Here is an 18418-nt window from a genome sequence, read left to right on the forward strand (position 1 = left end):
AACCTGGCTCAAAGAAAAATAAACAGCGCGTCAGACGATTACAGCCCCGGTGGTGAAACGTCTATACTCGCAATTAGCATGATCCATTTGTCGAAAGGACGCCTCTTTATTATGGCTCACCCACATTTATTAGCGGAAAGAATTTCCCGTCTGAGCAGCGCCCTTGAGAAGGGGCTGTATGAACGTAGTCATGCCATACGCCTTTGCCTACTGGCGGCGTTAAGCGGTGAGAGCGTCTTTTTGTTGGGCCCGCCCGGTATCGCCAAGAGTCTGATTGCCCGCCGCCTGAAGTTTGCTTTCCAGCGCGCCCGCGCTTTTGAATATCTGATGACACGCTTTTCCACGCCGGAAGAGGTTTTTGGCCCGCTCTCTATTCAGGCGCTGAAAGATGAAGGTCGCTATGAACGCTTAACGACCGGCTACCTTCCCGAAGCCGAAATCGTTTTTCTGGATGAAATCTGGAAAGCCGGGCCCGCTATCCTGAACACATTGCTGACCGCCATTAACGAACGCCATTTCCGCAACGGCGCATTTGAGGAAAAAATCCCGATGCGGCTACTGGTGGCGGCCTCTAACGAACTGCCCGAAGCGGACAGCAGCCTGGAAGCCTTGTACGACCGAATGTTGATTCGCCTGTGGCTGGATAAAGTTCAGGATAAAGCCAATTTCCGCTCCATGCTGGTTAGTCAGCAGGATGAGAGTGATAACCCGGTCCCCGCCTCGTTACAGGTAAGCGACGAAGAATATCAACAGTGGCAAAAAGATATCGGCGCGATTTCACTCCCTGATCCGGTCTTTGAGCTGATATTTACTCTGCGCCAACAGCTGGATAATTTGCCGAATGCGCCTTATGTCTCCGACCGTCGCTGGAAGAAAGCCATCCGCCTGTTACAGGCCAGCGCCTTCTTTAGCGGACGCGACGCGGTTGCGCCGATTGACCTTATCCTGCTAAAAGATTGCTTGTGGTATGACGCGCAGAGTCTGAATCTCATGCAACAGCAACTAGAAATATTGATGACCGGACACGCCTGGCAGCAGCAGGCCATGCTGACTCGCCTCGGCGGTATCGTCCAGCGCCGCCTCCAGTTGCAGCAACAGCAAAGCGATAAAACCGCCTTCACCGTCATTAAAGAAGGCGGTATGTTCAGCCGCCGCCCGCATTACACTTTACCGCCGGAAGTCAGTGCATCAACGTTGACGTTATTGCTACAAAAACCGCTAAAACTGCATGATATGGAAGTGATCCATATTACTTTTGACCGCAGCGCGCTGGAACTTTGGCTGACCAAAGGCGGCGAGATCCGCGGCAAACTGAACGGGATCGGCTTTGCCCAAACGTTGAATATGGAAGTCGATAACGCTCAACATCTGGTGGTGCGCGACATCAGTCTACAAGGTACCCGTCTGGCGTTACCGGGAACGGCTGAAGACAGTATGCCTGCGGAGATCAAACAGCAGCTGGAAACGTTAGAAAACGACTGGCGCCAGCAGCATACCCGCTTCAGCGAACAGCAACATTGCCTGTTTATTCACAGCGACTGGTTAGGGCGCATTGAGGCCAGCCTGCAGGATGTAGGAGAACAGATCCGCCAGGCGAAACAATGCTGACGCTGGATACGCTAAATACCATGCTGGCCGTCAGCGAAGAGGGAATGGTCGAAGAGATGATCCTCGCGCTACTGGCTTCCCCACAACTGGTCATTTTCTTTGAAAAGTTTCCGCGTTTAAAAAACGCCGTGACCGCCGATCTCCCGCGCTGGCGGGAAGCGCTACGCAGCCGTCTTAAAGACGCACGCGTTCCGCCGGAACTCACGGAAGAGGTCATGTGTTATCAGCAAAGCCAACTTCTCTCTACCCCACAGTTCATCGTGCAACTGCCGCAAATACTGGCGTTGCTTCACCGCCTGCATTCACCGTATGCCGCGCAGGCGAAGCAGTTGACGGAGAGCAACAGTACCTTTACCCCTGCGCTACACACACTTTTTTTGCAACGCTGGCGGTTAAGTCTGGTCGTGCAGGCCACCACGTTAAACCAACAACTACTGGAAGAAGAGCGCGAGCAGTTGCTGAGTGACGTTCAGGAACGGATGACGCTGAGCGGGCAACTGGAACCGACGCTGGCGGAAAATGATAATGCCGCAGGCCGCCTGTGGGATATGAGCGCGGGCCAGCTTAAACGTGGTGATTATCAACTGATCGTAAAATACGGCGAATTTCTCGCCGCCCAGCCGGAGCTAATGCAACTGGCGGAACAACTGGGACGTTCGCGGGAAGCCAAATCGGTACCGAAAAAAGACGCGCCGATGGAAACCTTTCGTACACTGGTACGCGAACCCGCAACGGTGCCGGAGCAGGTTGACGGTATTCAGCAAGGCGATGATATTCTGCGCCTGTTGCCGCCAGAGCTGGCGACGCTCGGCATCACCGAGCTGGAATATGAATTTTACCGCCGGTTAGTGGAAAAACAGCTCCTCACCTATCGCCTGCATGGCGAAGCGTGGCGTGAGAAAGTGACCGAACGGCCGGTAGTACACCAGGATGTCGACGAGCAGCCGCGCGGACCGTTTATTGTCTGCGTCGATACTTCAGGCTCGATGGGAGGATTTAACGAGCAGTGCGCAAAAGCGTTCTGCCTGGCGTTGATGCGCGTTGCGCTGGCGGATAACCGCCGCTGCTTTATTATGCTGTTTTCCACTGACGTTGTGCGCTATGAACTCTCCGGCCCGGAAGGTATCGAGCAGGCCATCCGCTTTTTAAGTCAACGTTTTCGCGGCGGCACGGATATCGCCAGCTGTTTTCGCGCCATTATTGAAAGAATGCAGAGACGGGAATGGTTTGATGCCGATGCGGTGGTCATTTCGGATTTTATCGCCCAGCGCTTGCCGGATGACGTGGTGAGCAAAGTGGGAGAGTTGCAGCGTCTTCACCAGCATCGATTCCATGCGGTGGCGATGTCGGCGCACGGCAAACCCGGCATCATGCGCATTTTCGATCATATCTGGCGCTTTGACACCGGGATGCGAAGCCGCCTGCTGAGACGCTGGCGGCGCTAACGGCTTATAAAATAGCAGGAATGCTTTCGCGAACCTGCGCGGGCCATACGCCGCACTGTACCTGACCAATATGCGGCAATTGCAGCAGCAACATCGTCAGACGCGACTGCCCAATCCCGCCGCCGATGGTCTGCGGCATTTCGCCGCGCAGCAGCGCCTGATGCCACTCCAGTTGCAGACGATCTTCATCACCGGTCAACGCCAGCTGGCGCATCAGCGTATCGGCATCTACGCGAATACCCATAGAGGAAAGCTCAAACGCATCTTCCAGCACCGGGTTCCACACCAGGATATCGCCGTTCAGACCGGCGTAGCCCAGCTCAGATGCGGAGCTCCAGTCATCATAATCCGGCGCGCGTACATCATGGCGGTGGCCATCGCTCAGTTTACCGCCGATCCCCACCAGAAAAACGGCGCCAAGTTCTTTGGCGATCGCGCGTTCGCGCCCTTTCGCATCCAGATCCGGATAGCGAGACAACAACTCCTGGCTGTGAACAAACTGAATTTGCTCTGGCAGGAACGGCGCCAGACCAAACTGTTTATGCACTTCTGCTTCCGTCGCCTTAATTCCTGCCCATATAGCCTCTACTGTGCTTTTCAGGGTGGAAAATTGGCGCTCGCCATCGCCCATGACACGCTCCCAGTCCCACTGATCCACATAGACCGAGTGGAGCGGAGAGAGTCGGTCTTCATCGGGGCGAAGGGCTTTCATGTGCGTGTACAGCCCTTCGCCCGCGCTGAAGTCATGTTGCCCCAGGGTTTGACGTTTCCACTTCGCCAGTGAATGCACCACTTCGAACTGGGCGTCAGGCAATGCTTTCACTTTTACCTGCACCGCTTTTTCACAGCCGGACAAATTATCCTGCGTACCATCCCCTACGCGACTCAGGATCGGCGCCTGGACCTCAATCAGACCCAGGCGCTCCTCCAGCTGGCGAGAGAAATGTGATTTCACGAAGCTAATTTGACGTTGTTTGGCAATGTAAGCGGTTTTCATTTTTTTACTCCTGCGTCCTGTTGCCTATGATTAAGCAACAAAACGAGAGCACTATTCAATAATCAACAGATAAAAAGCTAACTTCGGTTTTGATTCGTTAAAAATAATGGCTAAAATAGAGATAATCATTAATCTGCATAAGAAAAAGCGATGGAAAATTATCAGATCGACAATCTGGACCGCGGCATACTTGACGCCTTAATGGAAAATGCCCGCACCGCCTACGCCGAACTGGCCAAACAATTTGGCGTTAGCCCTGGAACCATTCACGTTCGCGTCGAGAAAATGAAGCAGGCCGGGATCATTACGGGCGCACGGATTGACGTCAGCCCTAAACAACTGGGCTACGATGTGGGCTGCTTTATTGGCATCATTCTAAAAAGCGCCAAAGACTATCCCTCCGCACTGGCCCGGCTGGAAAGCCTGGATGAGGTGACGGAAGCGTATTACACCACCGGTCACTACAGCATCTTTATAAAAGTGATGTGCAAATCAATCGACGCGCTTCAGCACGTACTTATCAACAAGATCCAAACAATTGATGAAATTCAGTCCACTGAGACACTGATCGTCTTGCAGAACCCGATCATGCGCACCATCAAGCCATGATCGGCTTTTTTAATCCCACATTTTTCCACAGGTAGATCCCAGCTCGTTCACAGAGTACAATGCAGCCTCTTTACCTGAGCGAGCGATCAATGGCAGACATTACTCTTATCAGCGGCAGCACCCTGGGCGGCGCCGAATACGTCGCGGAACATCTGGCGGAAAAGCTGGAAGCTGCCGGTTTTTCAACCGAAACGGTGCATGGTCCGTTATTAGAGGATCTGTCAACTTCCGGGATCTGGCTGATAATCAGCTCAACGCACGGCGCCGGAGACATTCCGGACAACCTGACCCCTTTCTATGAAGACCTTCAGACGCAGAAACCCGATCTTTCCGCGGTACGTTTCGGCGCAATTGGCATTGGCAGTCGAGAATACGACACGTTTTGCGGCGCGATTGAGAAAATAGAAGCGGAACTGAAAGGCGCTGGCGCAAAACAGGTTGGGGAAACACTGAAGATCAACATCCTTGAACATGAGATTCCGGAAGATCCAGCGGAGATTTGGCTCGGATCCTGGATTAATTTACTCAAATAAGTGTAAAGATCGTGCGATCCATTGTGGATAAATCTGGTGGAAAGCTTGGATCAACCGGTAGTTATCCAAAGAATAACCGTTGTTCACTTTTTGAGTTGTGTATAAGTACCCGTTTTGATCCCAGCTTATACGGGCCACGATCACCGATCATTCACAGCTAGTGATCCTTTCCAACGCATTGATCTTTATTACAGGATCCGGGTTATCCACAGCCTGGTGCGATCCTAATAAGAGATCACAATAGAACAGATCTCTAAATAAAAAGATCTTCTTTTTAATAGCCCGGATCCCGGGGCTTTCTCCATCGGCTAAAGTTGAGTAGAATCCACCGCCCGGGCTTCAATCCATTTTCACACCGCGTTATGCGAGGCAATTACCATGTTTTATCAGGATCCTTTTGACGTCATTATTATTGGCGGGGGTCATGCAGGCACTGAGGCCGCGATGGCCGCAGCGCGTATGGGTCAACAGACTCTGCTTTTGACACACAATATTGACACGTTGGGACAGATGAGCTGCAACCCGGCGATCGGCGGTATTGGAAAGGGACATCTGGTAAAAGAGGTGGATGCGCTCGGCGGTCTGATGGCGAAAGCGATCGATCAGGCAGGTATTCAGTTTAGGATACTAAACGCCAGCAAAGGTCCGGCCGTTCGCGCTACCCGGGCTCAGGCGGATCGAGTCTTATACCGCCAGGCGGTGCGTACCGCGCTGGAGAATCAGCCGAATCTGATGATCTTCCAGCAAGCGGTTGAAGATCTGATTGTCGAAAACGATCGCGTTGTCGGCGCCGTGACCCAAATGGGGCTCAAATTCCGCGCGAAAGCGGTGGTACTGACCGTCGGAACCTTCCTGGATGGCAAAATTCATATTGGTCTGGATAACTACAGCGGCGGTCGTGCTGGCGATCCGCCATCCATCCCGCTGTCTCGCCGTCTGCGTGAGCTTCCGCTACGCGTCAGCCGCCTGAAAACCGGCACACCGCCGCGTATTGATGCGCGTACTATCGATTTCAGCGTGTTGGCTCAACAGCATGGCGATAACCCGATGCCGGTTTTCTCGTTTATGGGGAATGCTTCTCAGCATCCGCAACAGGTGCCGTGTTACATCACGCATACCAATGAGAAAACCCATGACGTGATTCGTAATAACCTCGATCGTAGCCCAATGTACGCTGGCGTGATCGAAGGGATCGGCCCACGCTACTGTCCTTCGATCGAAGACAAGGTGATGCGTTTTGCCGATCGTAACCAGCATCAGATCTTCCTTGAGCCGGAAGGACTGACCTCTAACGAGATTTACCCTAACGGTATCTCCACCAGCCTGCCGTTTGACGTGCAGATGCAGATTGTCCGTTCCATGCAGGGCATGGAGAACGCGAAGATCGTTCGTCCTGGTTACGCGATTGAGTACGATTTCTTCGACCCGCGCGATCTGAAACCGACTCTGGAAAGCAAATTTATTCACGGCCTGTTCTTTGCTGGTCAAATCAACGGTACTACCGGCTATGAAGAGGCTGCGGCGCAGGGCTTGCTCGCTGGTCTGAATGCCGCGCGTCTTTCCGCCGACAAAGAGGGCTGGGCGCCTGCGCGTTCTCAGGCTTATCTCGGCGTGCTGGTGGACGATCTCTGTACGCTGGGCACCAAAGAGCCGTATCGCATGTTTACCTCCCGCGCCGAATATCGCCTGATGCTGCGTGAGGACAACGCCGATCTGCGTCTGACCGAAATGGGCCGCGAGCTGGGTCTGGTGGATGATGAACGCTGGGCGCGATTCAACGAGAAGCTGGAAAATATCGAACGCGAACGTCAGCGGCTGAAATCGACATGGGTAACGCCGTCTGCGGAATCCGCCGATGAAGTGAATGCGCATTTGACCACGCCTCTCTCCCGTGAGGCCAGCGGCGAAGATCTGTTGCGTCGTCCGGAAATGACCTACGCGCAGCTCACTTCGCTTGCCGCATTCGCGCCTGCGCTTGAAGATGAGCAAGCCGCTGAGCAGGTGGAAATCCAGGTCAAATACGAAGGGTATATCGCTCGCCAGCAGGATGAGATTGAAAAACAACTACGTAACGAGAATACGTTGCTGCCTGCCACGCTGGATTATCGTCAGGTTTCCGGTCTGTCGAACGAAGTTATCGCCAAGCTGAACGATCATAAACCGGCGTCTATCGGCCAGGCATCGCGTATCTCCGGCGTTACGCCAGCGGCAATCTCCATTCTGCTGGTATGGCTGAAAAAACAAGGTATGCTGCGTCGTAGCGCTTGATAACACTAATTTGGCGGGGGCGCTTCGCTTGCCCGCCCTACAAATTTGTAGGCCCGATAAGCGAAAGCGCATCGGGCATTTGATTATTAACAGGTAATGACCGTGCTCAACAAACTCTCTCGTCTGCTGGCTGATGCCGGTATTTCTCTTACCGATCACCAGAAAACGCTGCTGGTCGCCTACGTTGATATGCTGCACAAATGGAACAAAGCATACAACCTGACGTCAGTGCGGGATCCCAACGAAATGTTGGTACGCCATATTCTCGACAGCATAGTCGTTGCGCCGTATCTTCAGGGACAGCGTTTTATCGACGTAGGAACAGGACCGGGGCTGCCGGGCATCCCGCTGGCTATTGTTCTCCCTGACGCGCATTTCACCTTACTCGACAGCCTGGGCAAGCGGGTACGTTTTCTGCGTCAGGTCCAGCACGAACTGAAACTGGAAAACATCACGCCGGTTCAAAGCCGCGTTGAAGCCTATCCCTCCGAACCACCGTTTGATGGCGTTATCAGCCGCGCTTTCGCATCGTTGAATGATATGGTGAGCTGGTGTCACCATCTGCCGGGAGAGAAAGGGCGTTTTTATGCCTTAAAAGGGCAATTGCCAGGGGATGAAATTGCCTCACTACCTGACAATTTTAGCGTCGAATCTGTTGAAAAATTACGCGTTCCGCAACTGGAAGGCGAGCGGCATCTGGTGATTATTAAGTCAAACAAAGTTTAATTTTTATCAAAAAAAATAGAAAAAAAACGACGCGGCTTGTGTTAAAAATCGACAGGTATAACGCATTTCAGCGTTGTTACATTTAACTCTGGATTTACGGTTTCGTTTCAACATGACAACGTCGCTTCTTTTGTTAAAACAGAGAGTAATCAACTTTGTAAATATCAGTCTGCTAAAAATCGAATCGAAAAATCACTTTTGCTTGTTAAATTTTTATTATAAATGTCAATGGGGCGTTTTTAAGGTGTAAGCTGGTATTTTTAAAACAGTACCTGGTTTTACGCTTAAATATCAAAAAGATGAAAAGGCATGAATTGACACGTAAATGAATTGCGTAAGCATGAATATGTTTAATGTGTGATCTGGTGCACGCTTTATCGCCAGTGTTTTCGCGCTATTTGCAGTTTTGTACGATCGTTCACACTTTGGCTAAAAGTTAAAAATGCGGGCCAGAGAAAAATATTTAAACATTTATTCACCTTTTGGCTACTTATTGTTTGAAATCACGGGGGCGCACCGTATAATTTGACCGCTTTTTGATGCTTGACTCTAAGTCTTAAAGAACGTTTTATACGACACGCGGCATACCTCGAAGTGAGCAGGAGTAAAAACGTGATGTCTGTGTCGCTCGTGAGTCGAAACGTTGCTCGTAAGCTTCTGTTCATTCAGTTTCTGGCGGTAATAGCAAGTGGATTGCTGTTTTGCCTCAAAGACCCCTTCTGGGGCATCTCCGCAGTATGTGGGGGATTGGCAGTGGCACTGCCTAATATGTTGTTTATGATATTTGCCTGGCGTCACCAGGCGCATACACCTGCTAAGGGCCGCGTGTCCTGGACTTTCGCCTTCGGTGAAGCCTTCAAGGTGTTAGCGATGCTGGTTTTACTGGTGGTGGCGTTGGCGGTTTTAAAGGCGGTGTTTTTGCCGCTGATCGTTACGTGGGTTTTGGTGCTGGTGGTTCAGATACTGGCGCCGGCTGTAATTAACAACAAAGGGTAAAAGGCATCATGGCTTCAGAAAATATGACGCCGCAGGAATACATAGGACACCATCTGAATAACCTTCAGCTGGACCTGCGTACTTTCTCGCTGGTGGATCCGCAGAACCCCCCAGCCACCTTCTGGACGCTCAATATTGACTCCATGTTCTTCTCGGTGGTGCTGGGTCTGTTGTTTCTGGTGATGTTCCGTAGCGTTGCTAAAAAAGCGACCAGCGGCGTGCCAGGCAAGTTTCAGACCGCGATTGAGCTGATAGTCGGCTTTGTGCATGGCAGCGTCAAAGACATGTACCATGGCAAAAGCAAGCTGATTGCGCCGCTGGCCCTGACGATTTTCGTCTGGGTATTCCTTATGAACCTGATGGACTTACTGCCTATCGACCTGCTGCCGTATATCGCTGAGCATTGGCTGGGTCTGCCGGCAACGCGCGTGGTGCCGTCTGCTGACGTCAACATCACCCTGTCGATGGCGCTGGGCGTATTCATCCTTATTCTGTTCTACAGCATCAAAATGAAAGGCATCGGCGGCTTCGCAAAAGAGTTGACGCTGCAGCCGTTCAATCACTGGGCGTTCATTCCTGTCAACTTAATCCTTGAAGGGGTAAGTCTGCTGTCCAAACCGGTTTCTCTCGGTCTGCGACTGTTCGGCAACATGTATGCCGGTGAGCTGATTTTCATTCTGATTGCTGGTCTGTTGCCGTGGTGGTCACAGTGGATTCTGAATGTGCCGTGGGCCATTTTCCACATCCTGATTATTACGCTGCAAGCCTTCATTTTCATGGTTCTGACGATTGTCTATCTGTCGATGGCGTCCGAAGAGCATTAATTTACCAACACTACTACGTTTTAACTGAAACAAACTGGAGACTGTCATGGAAAACCTGAATATGGATCTGCTGTACATGGCTGCCGCTGTGATGATGGGTCTGGCGGCAATCGGTGCTGCGATCGGTATCGGCATCCTCGGGGGTAAATTCCTGGAAGGCGCGGCGCGTCAACCTGATCTGATTCCTCTGCTGCGTACTCAGTTCTTTATCGTTATGGGTCTGGTGGATGCTATCCCGATGATCGCTGTAGGTCTGGGTCTGTACGTGATGTTCGCTGTCGCGTAGTAAGCGTTGCTTGAATTAAGAGCAATATCAGAAGGTTAACTAGATAGAGGCATTGTGCTGTGAATCTTAACGCAACAATCCTCGGCCAGGCCATCGCGTTTATTCTCTTTGTCTGGTTTTGCATGAAGTACGTATGGCCGCCGTTAATGGCAGCCATCGAGAAACGTCAGAAAGAAATTGCTGACGGTCTCGCTTCTGCTGAACGAGCACATAAGGATCTTGACCTTGCAAAGGCCAGCGCGACCGACCAGCTGAAAAAAGCGAAAGCGGAAGCTCAGGTAATCATCGAGCAGGCAAACAAACGCCGCGCTCAGATCCTGGACGAAGCCAAAACTGAAGCAGAGCAGGAACGTACTAAAATCGTGGCGCAGGCGCAGGCGGAAATTGAAGCCGAGCGTAAACGCGCCCGTGAAGAGCTGCGTAAGCAAGTTGCTATCCTGGCTGTTGCTGGCGCCGAGAAGATCATCGAACGTTCCGTGGATGAAGCTGCTAACAGCGACATCGTGGATAAACTTGTCGCTGAACTGTAAGGAGGGAGGGGCTGATGTCTGAATTTGTTACGGTAGCTCGCCCCTACGCCAAAGCAGCTTTTGACTTTGCCGTTGAACACCAAAGTGTAGAGCGCTGGCAGGATATGCTGGCGTTTGCCGCCGAGGTAACCAAGAACGAACAAATGGCAGAGCTTCTCTCTGGCGCGCTGGCGCCGGAAACGCTCGCTGAGTCGTTTATCGCAGTCTGCGGTGAGCAGTTAGACGAAAATGGTCAGAACCTGATTCGGGTGATGGCTGAAAATAATCGTCTGAACGCGCTCCCGGATGTTCTGGAGCAGTTTATTCATCTGCGTGCCGCCAGTGAAGCTACCTCCGAGGTAGAGGTTACGTCGGCAACCGCATTGAGTGAAGAGCAGCTTTCGAAAATCAGCGCCGCGATGGAAAAACGTCTGTCACGCAAAGTGAAGCTGAATTGCAAAATCGATAAGTCTGTAATGGCAGGCGTTATCATCCGGGCGGGTGATATGGTCATTGATGGCAGCGTACGCGGCCGTCTTGAGCGCCTTGCAGACGTCTTGCAGTCTTAAGGGGACTGGAGCATGCAACTGAATTCCACCGAAATCAGCGAACTGATCAAGCAGCGCATTGCTCAGTTCAATGTGGTGAGCGAAGCTCACAACGAAGGTACTATTGTTTCTGTTAGTGACGGTGTTATCCGCATTCACGGCCTGGCCGATTGTATGCAGGGTGAAATGATCTCCCTGCCGGGTAACCGTTACGCTATCGCACTGAACCTGGAGCGCGACTCCGTGGGTGCGGTAGTCATGGGTCCATACGCTGACCTTGCCGAAGGCATGAAGGTTAAATGTACGGGTCGTATCCTGGAAGTTCCGGTTGGCCGCGGTCTGCTGGGACGTGTGGTGAACACCCTGGGTGCGCCAATCGACGGTAAAGGTCCGGTTGATAATGACGGCTTCTCTGCCGTTGAAGCGATTGCGCCGGGCGTTATCGATCGTCAGTCTGTCGATCAGCCGGTGCAGACCGGCTATAAAGCCGTTGACTCCATGATCCCAATCGGTCGTGGTCAGCGTGAACTGATCATCGGTGACCGTCAGACCGGTAAAACCGCGCTGGCTATCGACGCCATCATCAACCAGCGCGACTCCGGCATCAAATGTATCTATGTCGCTATCGGCCAGAAAGCGTCCACCATCTCTAACGTGGTGCGTAAACTGGAAGAACACGGCGCGCTGGCTAACACCATCGTTGTGGTGGCGACCGCGTCCGAATCCGCTGCGCTGCAATATCTGGCGCCGTATGCCGGTTGCGCAATGGGCGAATACTTCCGTGACCGCGGCGAAGATGCGCTGATCATTTACGATGACCTGTCTAAACAGGCTGTTGCTTACCGTCAGATCTCCCTGCTGCTCCGTCGTCCGCCAGGACGTGAAGCATTCCCGGGCGACGTATTCTACCTCCACTCTCGTCTGCTGGAGCGTGCTGCGCGTGTTAACGCCGACTACGTCGAAGCCTTCACCAAAGGTGAAGTGAAAGGGAAAACCGGTTCACTGACCGCGCTGCCGATTATCGAAACGCAGGCAGGTGACGTTTCCGCGTTCGTTCCGACCAACGTAATTTCCATTACCGATGGTCAGATCTTCCTGGAATCTAACCTGTTTAACGCCGGTATTCGTCCTGCGGTTAACCCGGGTATCTCGGTATCCCGTGTAGGTGGCGCAGCCCAGACCAAGATCATGAAAAAACTGTCCGGTGGTATCCGTACCGCATTGGCGCAGTATCGTGAACTGGCGGCGTTCTCTCAGTTTGCATCCGACCTTGACGATGCCACCCGTAAACAGCTTGACCACGGTCAGAAAGTGACCGAACTGCTGAAACAGAAACAATATGCGCCGATGTCCGTCGCGCAGCAGTCTCTGGTTCTGTTCGCAGCAGAACGTGGTTATCTGGCGGATGTCGAACTGGCGAAAATCGGTAGCTTCGAAGCCGCACTGCTGGCTTACGTCGACCGTGATCACGCTCCGCTGATGCAAGAGATCAACCAGTCCGGTGGCTATAACGACGAAATCGAAGGCAAGCTGAAAGGCATCCTCGATTCCTTCAAAGCAACCCAGTCCTGGTAACGTCTGGCGGCTTGCCTTAGGGCAGGCCGTAAGGCATTGAGGAGAAGCTCATGGCCGGCGCAAAAGAGATACGTAGTAAGATCGCAAGCGTCCAGAACACGCAAAAGATCACTAAAGCGATGGAGATGGTCGCCGCTTCCAAAATGCGTAAATCGCAGGATCGCATGGCGGCCAGCCGTCCTTATGCAGAGACCATGCGCAAAGTGATTGGTCACCTTGCGAACGGTAATCTGGAATATAAGCACCCCTACCTGGAAGAGCGCGACGTTAAACGCGTGGGCTACCTGGTAGTGTCGACCGACCGTGGTTTGTGCGGTGGCTTGAACATTAACCTGTTCAAAAAGCTGCTGGCGGATATGAAGGCATGGTCCGATAAAGGCGTTCAGTGCGAACTCGCAATGATCGGCTCTAAGGGCGTGTCATTCTTTAATTCCGTAGGCGGCAACGTTGTCGCTCAGGTGACAGGTATGGGGGATAACCCTTCTCTGTCCGAACTGATCGGTCCGGTTAAAGTGATGTTGCAGGCCTACGACGAAGGCCGTCTGGACAAGCTTTACATTGTCAGCAACAAATTTATTAACACCATGTCTCAGGTGCCGACGATCACTCAACTGCTGCCGCTGCCGGCGTCAGAAGATGATGATCTGAAGCGTAAAGCCTGGGATTACCTGTATGAACCAGACCCGAAAGCGCTGCTGGATACTCTCCTGCGTCGTTATGTGGAGTCTCAGGTTTATCAGGGCGTGGTAGAAAACCTGGCCAGCGAGCAGGCCGCACGAATGGTGGCGATGAAAGCCGCAACCGATAATGGCGGCAGCCTGATTAAAGAGCTGCAGTTGGTATACAACAAAGCTCGTCAGGCCAGCATTACTCAGGAACTCACCGAGATCGTCTCGGGGGCCGCCGCGGTTTAACCAGGTTATTTCGTAGAGGATTTAAGATGGCTACTGGAAAGATTGTCCAGGTAATCGGCGCCGTGGTCGACGTCGAGTTCCCTCAGGATGCCGTACCACGCGTGTACGATGCCCTTGAGGTGCAGAATGGTAATGAGAAGCTGGTGCTGGAAGTTCAGCAGCAGCTTGGCGGCGGTATCGTGCGTACCATCGCGATGGGGTCTTCTGACGGTCTGCGTCGCGGTCTGGATGTAAAAGATCTCGAACACCCGATCGAAGTCCCGGTAGGTAAAGCAACGCTGGGTCGTATCATGAACGTCCTGGGCGAACCGGTCGACATGAAAGGCGAGATCGGCGAAGAAGAGCGTTGGGCGATTCACCGCGCAGCGCCTTCCTACGAAGAGTTGTCAAACTCTCAGGAACTGCTGGAAACCGGTATCAAAGTTATCGACCTGATGTGTCCGTTCGCGAAGGGCGGTAAAGTCGGTCTGTTCGGTGGTGCGGGTGTAGGTAAAACCGTAAACATGATGGAGCTTATCCGTAACATCGCGATCGAGCACTCCGGTTACTCTGTGTTTGCGGGCGTAGGTGAACGTACTCGTGAGGGTAACGACTTCTACCACGAAATGACCGACTCCAACGTTATCGATAAAGTATCCCTGGTGTATGGCCAGATGAACGAGCCGCCGGGAAACCGTCTGCGCGTTGCATTGACCGGTCTGACCATGGCGGAGAAATTCCGTGACGAAGGTCGTGACGTACTGCTGTTCGTCGATAACATCTATCGTTACACCCTGGCCGGTACGGAAGTATCCGCACTGCTGGGTCGTATGCCTTCCGCGGTAGGTTACCAGCCGACTCTGGCGGAAGAGATGGGCGTTCTGCAGGAACGTATCACCTCCACCAAGACCGGTTCTATCACTTCCGTACAGGCGGTATACGTACCGGCGGATGACTTAACTGACCCGTCTCCAGCCACCACCTTTGCGCACTTAGATGCAACCGTGGTACTGAGCCGTCAGATCGCATCCCTGGGTATCTACCCGGCCGTTGACCCGCTGGACTCCACCAGCCGTCAGCTGGATCCGCTGGTTGTTGGTCAGGAACACTACGACACCGCGCGTGGCGTTCAGTCCATCCTGCAGCGTTATCAGGAACTGAAAGACATCATCGCCATCCTCGGTATGGATGAACTGTCTGAAGAAGATAAACTGGTGGTAGCTCGCGCGCGTAAGATCCAGCGCTTCCTGTCCCAGCCGTTCTTCGTGGCGGAAGTATTTACCGGTTCTCCGGGCAAATACGTCTCCCTGAAAGACACCATCCGTGGCTTTAAAGGCATCATGGAAGGCGAATATGATCACCTGCCGGAGCAGGCGTTCTACATGGTCGGTTCCATCGACGAAGCCGTGGAAAAAGCCAAAAAACTTTAACGCCTTAATCGGAGGGTGATATGGCAATGACTTACCACCTGGATGTCGTCAGCGCGGAGCAACAAATGTTCTCCGGTCTGGTCGAGAAAATCCAGGTTACGGGTAGCGAAGGCGAACTGGGGATTTACCCGGGGCACGCGCCGCTGCTCACCGCCATTAAGCCTGGTATGATTCGCATCGTTAAGCAGCACGGTCACGAAGAGTTTATCTATCTGTCCGGCGGCATTCTGGAAGTGCAGCCTGGCAGCGTGACCGTTCTGGCGGATACCGCGATTCGCGGTCAGGATCTCGACGAAGCGCGAGCCCTGGAAGCGAAGCGTAAAGCCGAAGAGCACATTAAGAGCTCGCACGGTGACGTGGATTACGCTCAGGCGTCTGCGGAACTGGCCAAAGCGATCGCTAAACTGCGCGTTATCGAGTTGACCAAAAAAGCGATGTAACACCGGCTTGAAAGCATAAAACCAGTCTGATTGCGGACTGGTTTTTTTTTATCCTCTCAATTTTTATTCGATAAACTAGCAACGACAAAAACAAGCGGCTGAAGGCGACGCGTTTTCAGCGACAGCGCTGTTTTCATTAAATCCTTCTTTCTGTCATTGGCATCTGCACATTGTGCGAAGAAGGAAGGAATGGATGCGTTTTTATTGCATAAAATGAGGGATTATTACTATGTCATTTCAGCCATCCTTTGCGGGTCCACAACCCGACTCAAGGATTGATCGTACTACCTTTATCCGTCGCGCTTATCTTCATCTCGCCGTCGCCATCGTCGGTTTTATCGTATTGAGCGCGGCGTGGAGTTTTATAGGGGTCGGGGAGTATGCGCTTGATGTGCTGCTGGCTGGTGGAAGATATAGCTGGTTGGTTGTTCTCGGCGCTTTTATGCTGGTGGGAATGCTGGCGACCCGTCTGGCGGATAATGCGGGGACTAATCAAACGCAACTTATCGGGCTGGGGATTTATGTGTTGGCAGAATCCCTGATTTTTGCCCCCCTGTTAACGGTGGCGGCGTATATTAACCCGTCGAGCATTGGCGCGGCGGCAATAACGACTCTGTTGCTGGTCGGCGGCCTGACGTTTACCGCGTTTTCTATAAAAAAAGACTTTTCTTTTCTGCGCTCGTTTCTGACTATGGCTGGGTTCATTGCTTTTGGCGCGATTATTGCCAGCGTCATCTGCGGCTTCTCGCTGGGCGTCTGGTTTTCTGCGCTAATGGTACTGCTGTGCGCCGGGTTTATACTTTACGATACTTCTAATATTATTCACCATTACCCTACCGATCGCCCTGCTGGCGCGGCATTACATCTGTTTGCTTCTATCGCGACCATGTTCTGGTATATTTTGCGGATTTTTATGTCGCGTAATTAAGTAAAAAATACGCGCAACGGAAAACCAGCGGCCTCTGTCGCTGGTTTTTGCTTTTCTGACTCCCCTGCGCTTTATTACGTTATCTTCTTTATTTATGGAGTAAAAAAACAGCAAAAACATCGGACTACGTTGCCAATACGCGGGTGTTTTTACTTTTCAGGAGACAAGAGGCGCGGTAATGAACGAAAATGATTCATTAGCAGGCGGGGTTTTTATCCCGGTGAGCGTTTTATCCTTCTTCCATTTTACGATGAAAAAAATGTAGTATTTTCAACGTGAAACAGTATAAATTCGTTCTCAAATTACAGTCAGGACGCGTATGTTAAATAGTGCTATGAGCGTAGTGATCCTTGCCGCAGGTAAAGGCACGCGCATGTATTCCGATATTCCTAAAGTGCTGCACACGCTGGCGGGTAAACCCATGGTGCAGCATGTCATTGATGCAGCTACTAAATTAGGGGCCGCACAGGTTCATCTGGTCTATGGCCACGGTGGCGAGTTGTTAAAACAGACCCTGAAAGATGACAAGCTAAACTGGGTGCTTCAGGTGGAACAGTTGGGAACAGGTCACGCAATGCAGCAGGCCGCGCCCTTCTTTAGCGACGATGAAGATATTTTAATGCTTTACGGCGACGTGCCGCTGATTTCGGTTGAAACCTTACAGCGCCTGCGCGATGCCAAACCGCAGGGTGGTATTGGGTTATTAACCGTGAAGCTGGACGATCCGAGCGGCTATGGCCGTATTACGCGTGAAAACGGTAAAGTGACCGGCATCGTTGAACATAAAGACGCCACTGATGAACAGCGTCAGATCCAGGAAATTAACACCGGTATTCTGATCGCCAACGGCGCGGACCTGAAACGCTGGTTGTCTAAGCTGACTAACAATAATGCGCAGGGTGAATATTACATCACTGATATCATTGCGCTGGCTTATCAGGAAGGACGAGAAATCGCCGCGGTGCATCCGGCTTGCATCAGCGAAACGGACGGCGTGAATAACCGTCTACAGCTTTCTCGTCTGGAGCGTATTTACCAGGCCGAACAGGCGGAGAAACTGCTGTTATCCGGCGTTATGTTGCGCGATCCGGCACGTTTTGATCTCCGCGGCACCCTTCATTGTGGAATGGATGTCGAAATTGACGCTAACGTTATCATCGAAGGTTATGTAACGCTCGGTCATCGCGTGAAGATCGGCGCAGGCTGCATTATCAAAAACAGCGTCATTGGCGATGACTGCGAAATTAGCCCATACAGCGTGGTGGAAGATGCGCATCTGGAAGCGGCCTGCACCATCGGTCCGTTTGCTCGCCTGCGTCCCGGCGCTGAGCTGTTAGCGGGCGCTCACGTCGGCAATTTCGTTGAAATGAAAAAAGCGCGTCTCGGTAAAGGCTCGAAGGCTGGTCATCTGACCTACCTGGGCGATGCGGAAATTGGCGACAACGTGAATATTGGCGCGGGGACCATCACCTGTAACTATGATGGCGCGAACAAATTCAAAACGGTTATTGGCGACGATGTGTTTGTCGGCTCCGATACCCAACTGGTGGCGCCGGTTACTGTTGGTAAAGGGGCCACCATCGCCGCAGGGACTACCGTCACCCGTAATGTAGCCGACAATGAACTGGTATTAAGCCGCGTGCCGCAGGTGCATAAGCAAGGCTGGCAGCGTCCGGTGAAGAAAAAGTGATTTTGTAGGCCGGATAAGCGTCAGCGCCATCCGGCAGACCGGAGATGAGAGGATAAAATAATCCTCCGCTCCATGAGCAGTACTTATAAAAATAACCCCACTCTCTACAAGGC

The 18418-nt window shown here is 52.3% G+C and carries 18 protein-coding genes; 17 read left to right on the top strand and 1 reads right to left on the bottom strand.

From position 1 onward, the window contains the following. Positions 1 to 111: 111 nt before the first annotated feature. Together ravA and viaA are read left to right on the top strand one after the other, a co-directional pair. Positions 112 to 1608 (top strand): ATPase RavA, encoded by a 1497-nt coding sequence (gene ravA / locus HU143_RS22465; RefSeq protein ID WP_000940994.1) that lies wholly within the window; start codon positions 112 to 114, stop codon positions 1606 to 1608. Next, positions 1602 to 3053, top strand: a complete 1452-nt coding sequence (viaA, locus tag HU143_RS22470; protein WP_023227715.1) for an ATPase RavA stimulator ViaA — start codon at positions 1602 to 1604, stop codon at positions 3051 to 3053. The genes ravA and viaA overlap by 7 nt, the downstream gene beginning before the upstream one ends. Positions 3054 to 3057: 4 nt before the next feature. On the opposite strand, the gene asnA is transcribed toward viaA, so the two are convergent. Then, the gene (asnA, locus tag HU143_RS22475; protein WP_000845123.1) at positions 3058 to 4050 is read right to left on the bottom strand and encodes an aspartate--ammonia ligase; all 993 of its coding nucleotides are present in this window, start codon (positions 4048 to 4050) and stop codon (positions 3058 to 3060) included. Positions 4051 to 4200: 150 nt separating this feature from the next. On the opposite strand from asnA, the gene asnC reads away from it, so the two are divergent. From asnC to glmU, 15 genes are all read left to right on the top strand, one after another. Next, a complete protein-coding gene (gene asnC / locus HU143_RS22480) occupies positions 4201 to 4659 on the top strand; it encodes a transcriptional regulator AsnC (RefSeq protein WP_000433016.1) in 459 nt (152 codons plus the stop codon). Between the two features lie 89 nt (positions 4660 to 4748). Beyond that, on the top strand, positions 4749 to 5192 hold the full coding sequence (gene mioC, locus HU143_RS22485) for an FMN-binding protein MioC (RefSeq protein ID WP_000763722.1): 444 nt from the start codon (positions 4749 to 4751) through the stop codon (positions 5190 to 5192). A gap of 378 nt (positions 5193 to 5570) precedes the next feature. Continuing rightward, positions 5571 to 7460, top strand: a complete 1890-nt coding sequence (mnmG, locus tag HU143_RS22490; protein ID WP_000499872.1) for a tRNA uridine-5-carboxymethylaminomethyl(34) synthesis enzyme MnmG — start codon at positions 5571 to 5573, stop codon at positions 7458 to 7460. Positions 7461 to 7562: 102 nt separating this feature from the next. After that, a complete protein-coding gene (gene rsmG, locus HU143_RS22495; protein ID WP_001519938.1) occupies positions 7563 to 8186 on the top strand; it encodes a 16S rRNA (guanine(527)-N(7))-methyltransferase RsmG in 624 nt (207 codons plus the stop codon). A 615-nt stretch (positions 8187 to 8801) separates the two neighbouring features. Then, complete coding sequence (atpI, locus tag HU143_RS22500) at positions 8802 to 9182, top strand: F0F1 ATP synthase subunit I (RefSeq protein WP_000116685.1); 381 nt, start codon at positions 8802 to 8804, stop codon at positions 9180 to 9182. Between the two features lie 8 nt (positions 9183 to 9190). Further along, a complete protein-coding gene (atpB, locus tag HU143_RS22505) occupies positions 9191 to 10006 on the top strand; it encodes a F0F1 ATP synthase subunit A (protein WP_000135632.1) in 816 nt (271 codons plus the stop codon). Positions 10007 to 10052: 46 nt separating this feature from the next. Further along, positions 10053 to 10292 (top strand): F0F1 ATP synthase subunit C, encoded by a 240-nt coding sequence (gene atpE, locus HU143_RS22510; protein ID WP_000429386.1) that lies wholly within the window; start codon positions 10053 to 10055, stop codon positions 10290 to 10292. Positions 10293 to 10351: 59 nt separating this feature from the next. Continuing rightward, positions 10352 to 10822, top strand: a complete 471-nt coding sequence (gene atpF, locus HU143_RS22515; protein ID WP_001052212.1) for a F0F1 ATP synthase subunit B — start codon at positions 10352 to 10354, stop codon at positions 10820 to 10822. Between the two features lie 14 nt (positions 10823 to 10836). Then, the gene (gene atpH, locus HU143_RS22520; RefSeq protein WP_001288957.1) at positions 10837 to 11370 is read left to right on the top strand and encodes a F0F1 ATP synthase subunit delta; all 534 of its coding nucleotides are present in this window, start codon (positions 10837 to 10839) and stop codon (positions 11368 to 11370) included. Between the two features lie 12 nt (positions 11371 to 11382). Next, positions 11383 to 12924: a F0F1 ATP synthase subunit alpha gene (gene atpA, locus HU143_RS22525; RefSeq protein ID WP_001176751.1), complete on the top strand. Its 1542-nt coding sequence runs from the start codon at positions 11383 to 11385 to the stop codon at positions 12922 to 12924. 50 nt (positions 12925 to 12974) lie between these two features. Beyond that, the gene (atpG, locus tag HU143_RS22530; protein WP_000896506.1) at positions 12975 to 13838 is read left to right on the top strand and encodes a F0F1 ATP synthase subunit gamma; all 864 of its coding nucleotides are present in this window, start codon (positions 12975 to 12977) and stop codon (positions 13836 to 13838) included. Positions 13839 to 13864: 26 nt separating this feature from the next. Next, positions 13865 to 15247 (top strand): F0F1 ATP synthase subunit beta, encoded by a 1383-nt coding sequence (gene atpD / locus HU143_RS22535; protein ID WP_000190499.1) that lies wholly within the window; start codon positions 13865 to 13867, stop codon positions 15245 to 15247. Between the two features lie 20 nt (positions 15248 to 15267). Further along, complete coding sequence (locus HU143_RS22540; protein ID WP_001251971.1) at positions 15268 to 15687, top strand: F0F1 ATP synthase subunit epsilon; 420 nt, start codon at positions 15268 to 15270, stop codon at positions 15685 to 15687. A 229-nt stretch (positions 15688 to 15916) separates the two neighbouring features. Beyond that, positions 15917 to 16615, top strand: a complete 699-nt coding sequence (locus HU143_RS22545; protein ID WP_000009908.1) for a Bax inhibitor-1 family protein — start codon at positions 15917 to 15919, stop codon at positions 16613 to 16615. A 319-nt stretch (positions 16616 to 16934) separates the two neighbouring features. Next, positions 16935 to 18305, top strand: coding sequence for a bifunctional UDP-N-acetylglucosamine diphosphorylase/glucosamine-1-phosphate N-acetyltransferase GlmU (gene glmU / locus HU143_RS22550; RefSeq protein WP_023227714.1), 1371 nt, complete (start codon positions 16935 to 16937; stop codon positions 18303 to 18305). Positions 18306 to 18418: the final 113 nt, after the last annotated feature.

Origin of the sequence: Salmonella sp. SJTUF14076 (assembly GCF_015534835.1) — a bacterium.
Lineage (GTDB): Bacteria > Pseudomonadota > Gammaproteobacteria > Enterobacterales > Enterobacteriaceae > Salmonella > Salmonella enterica.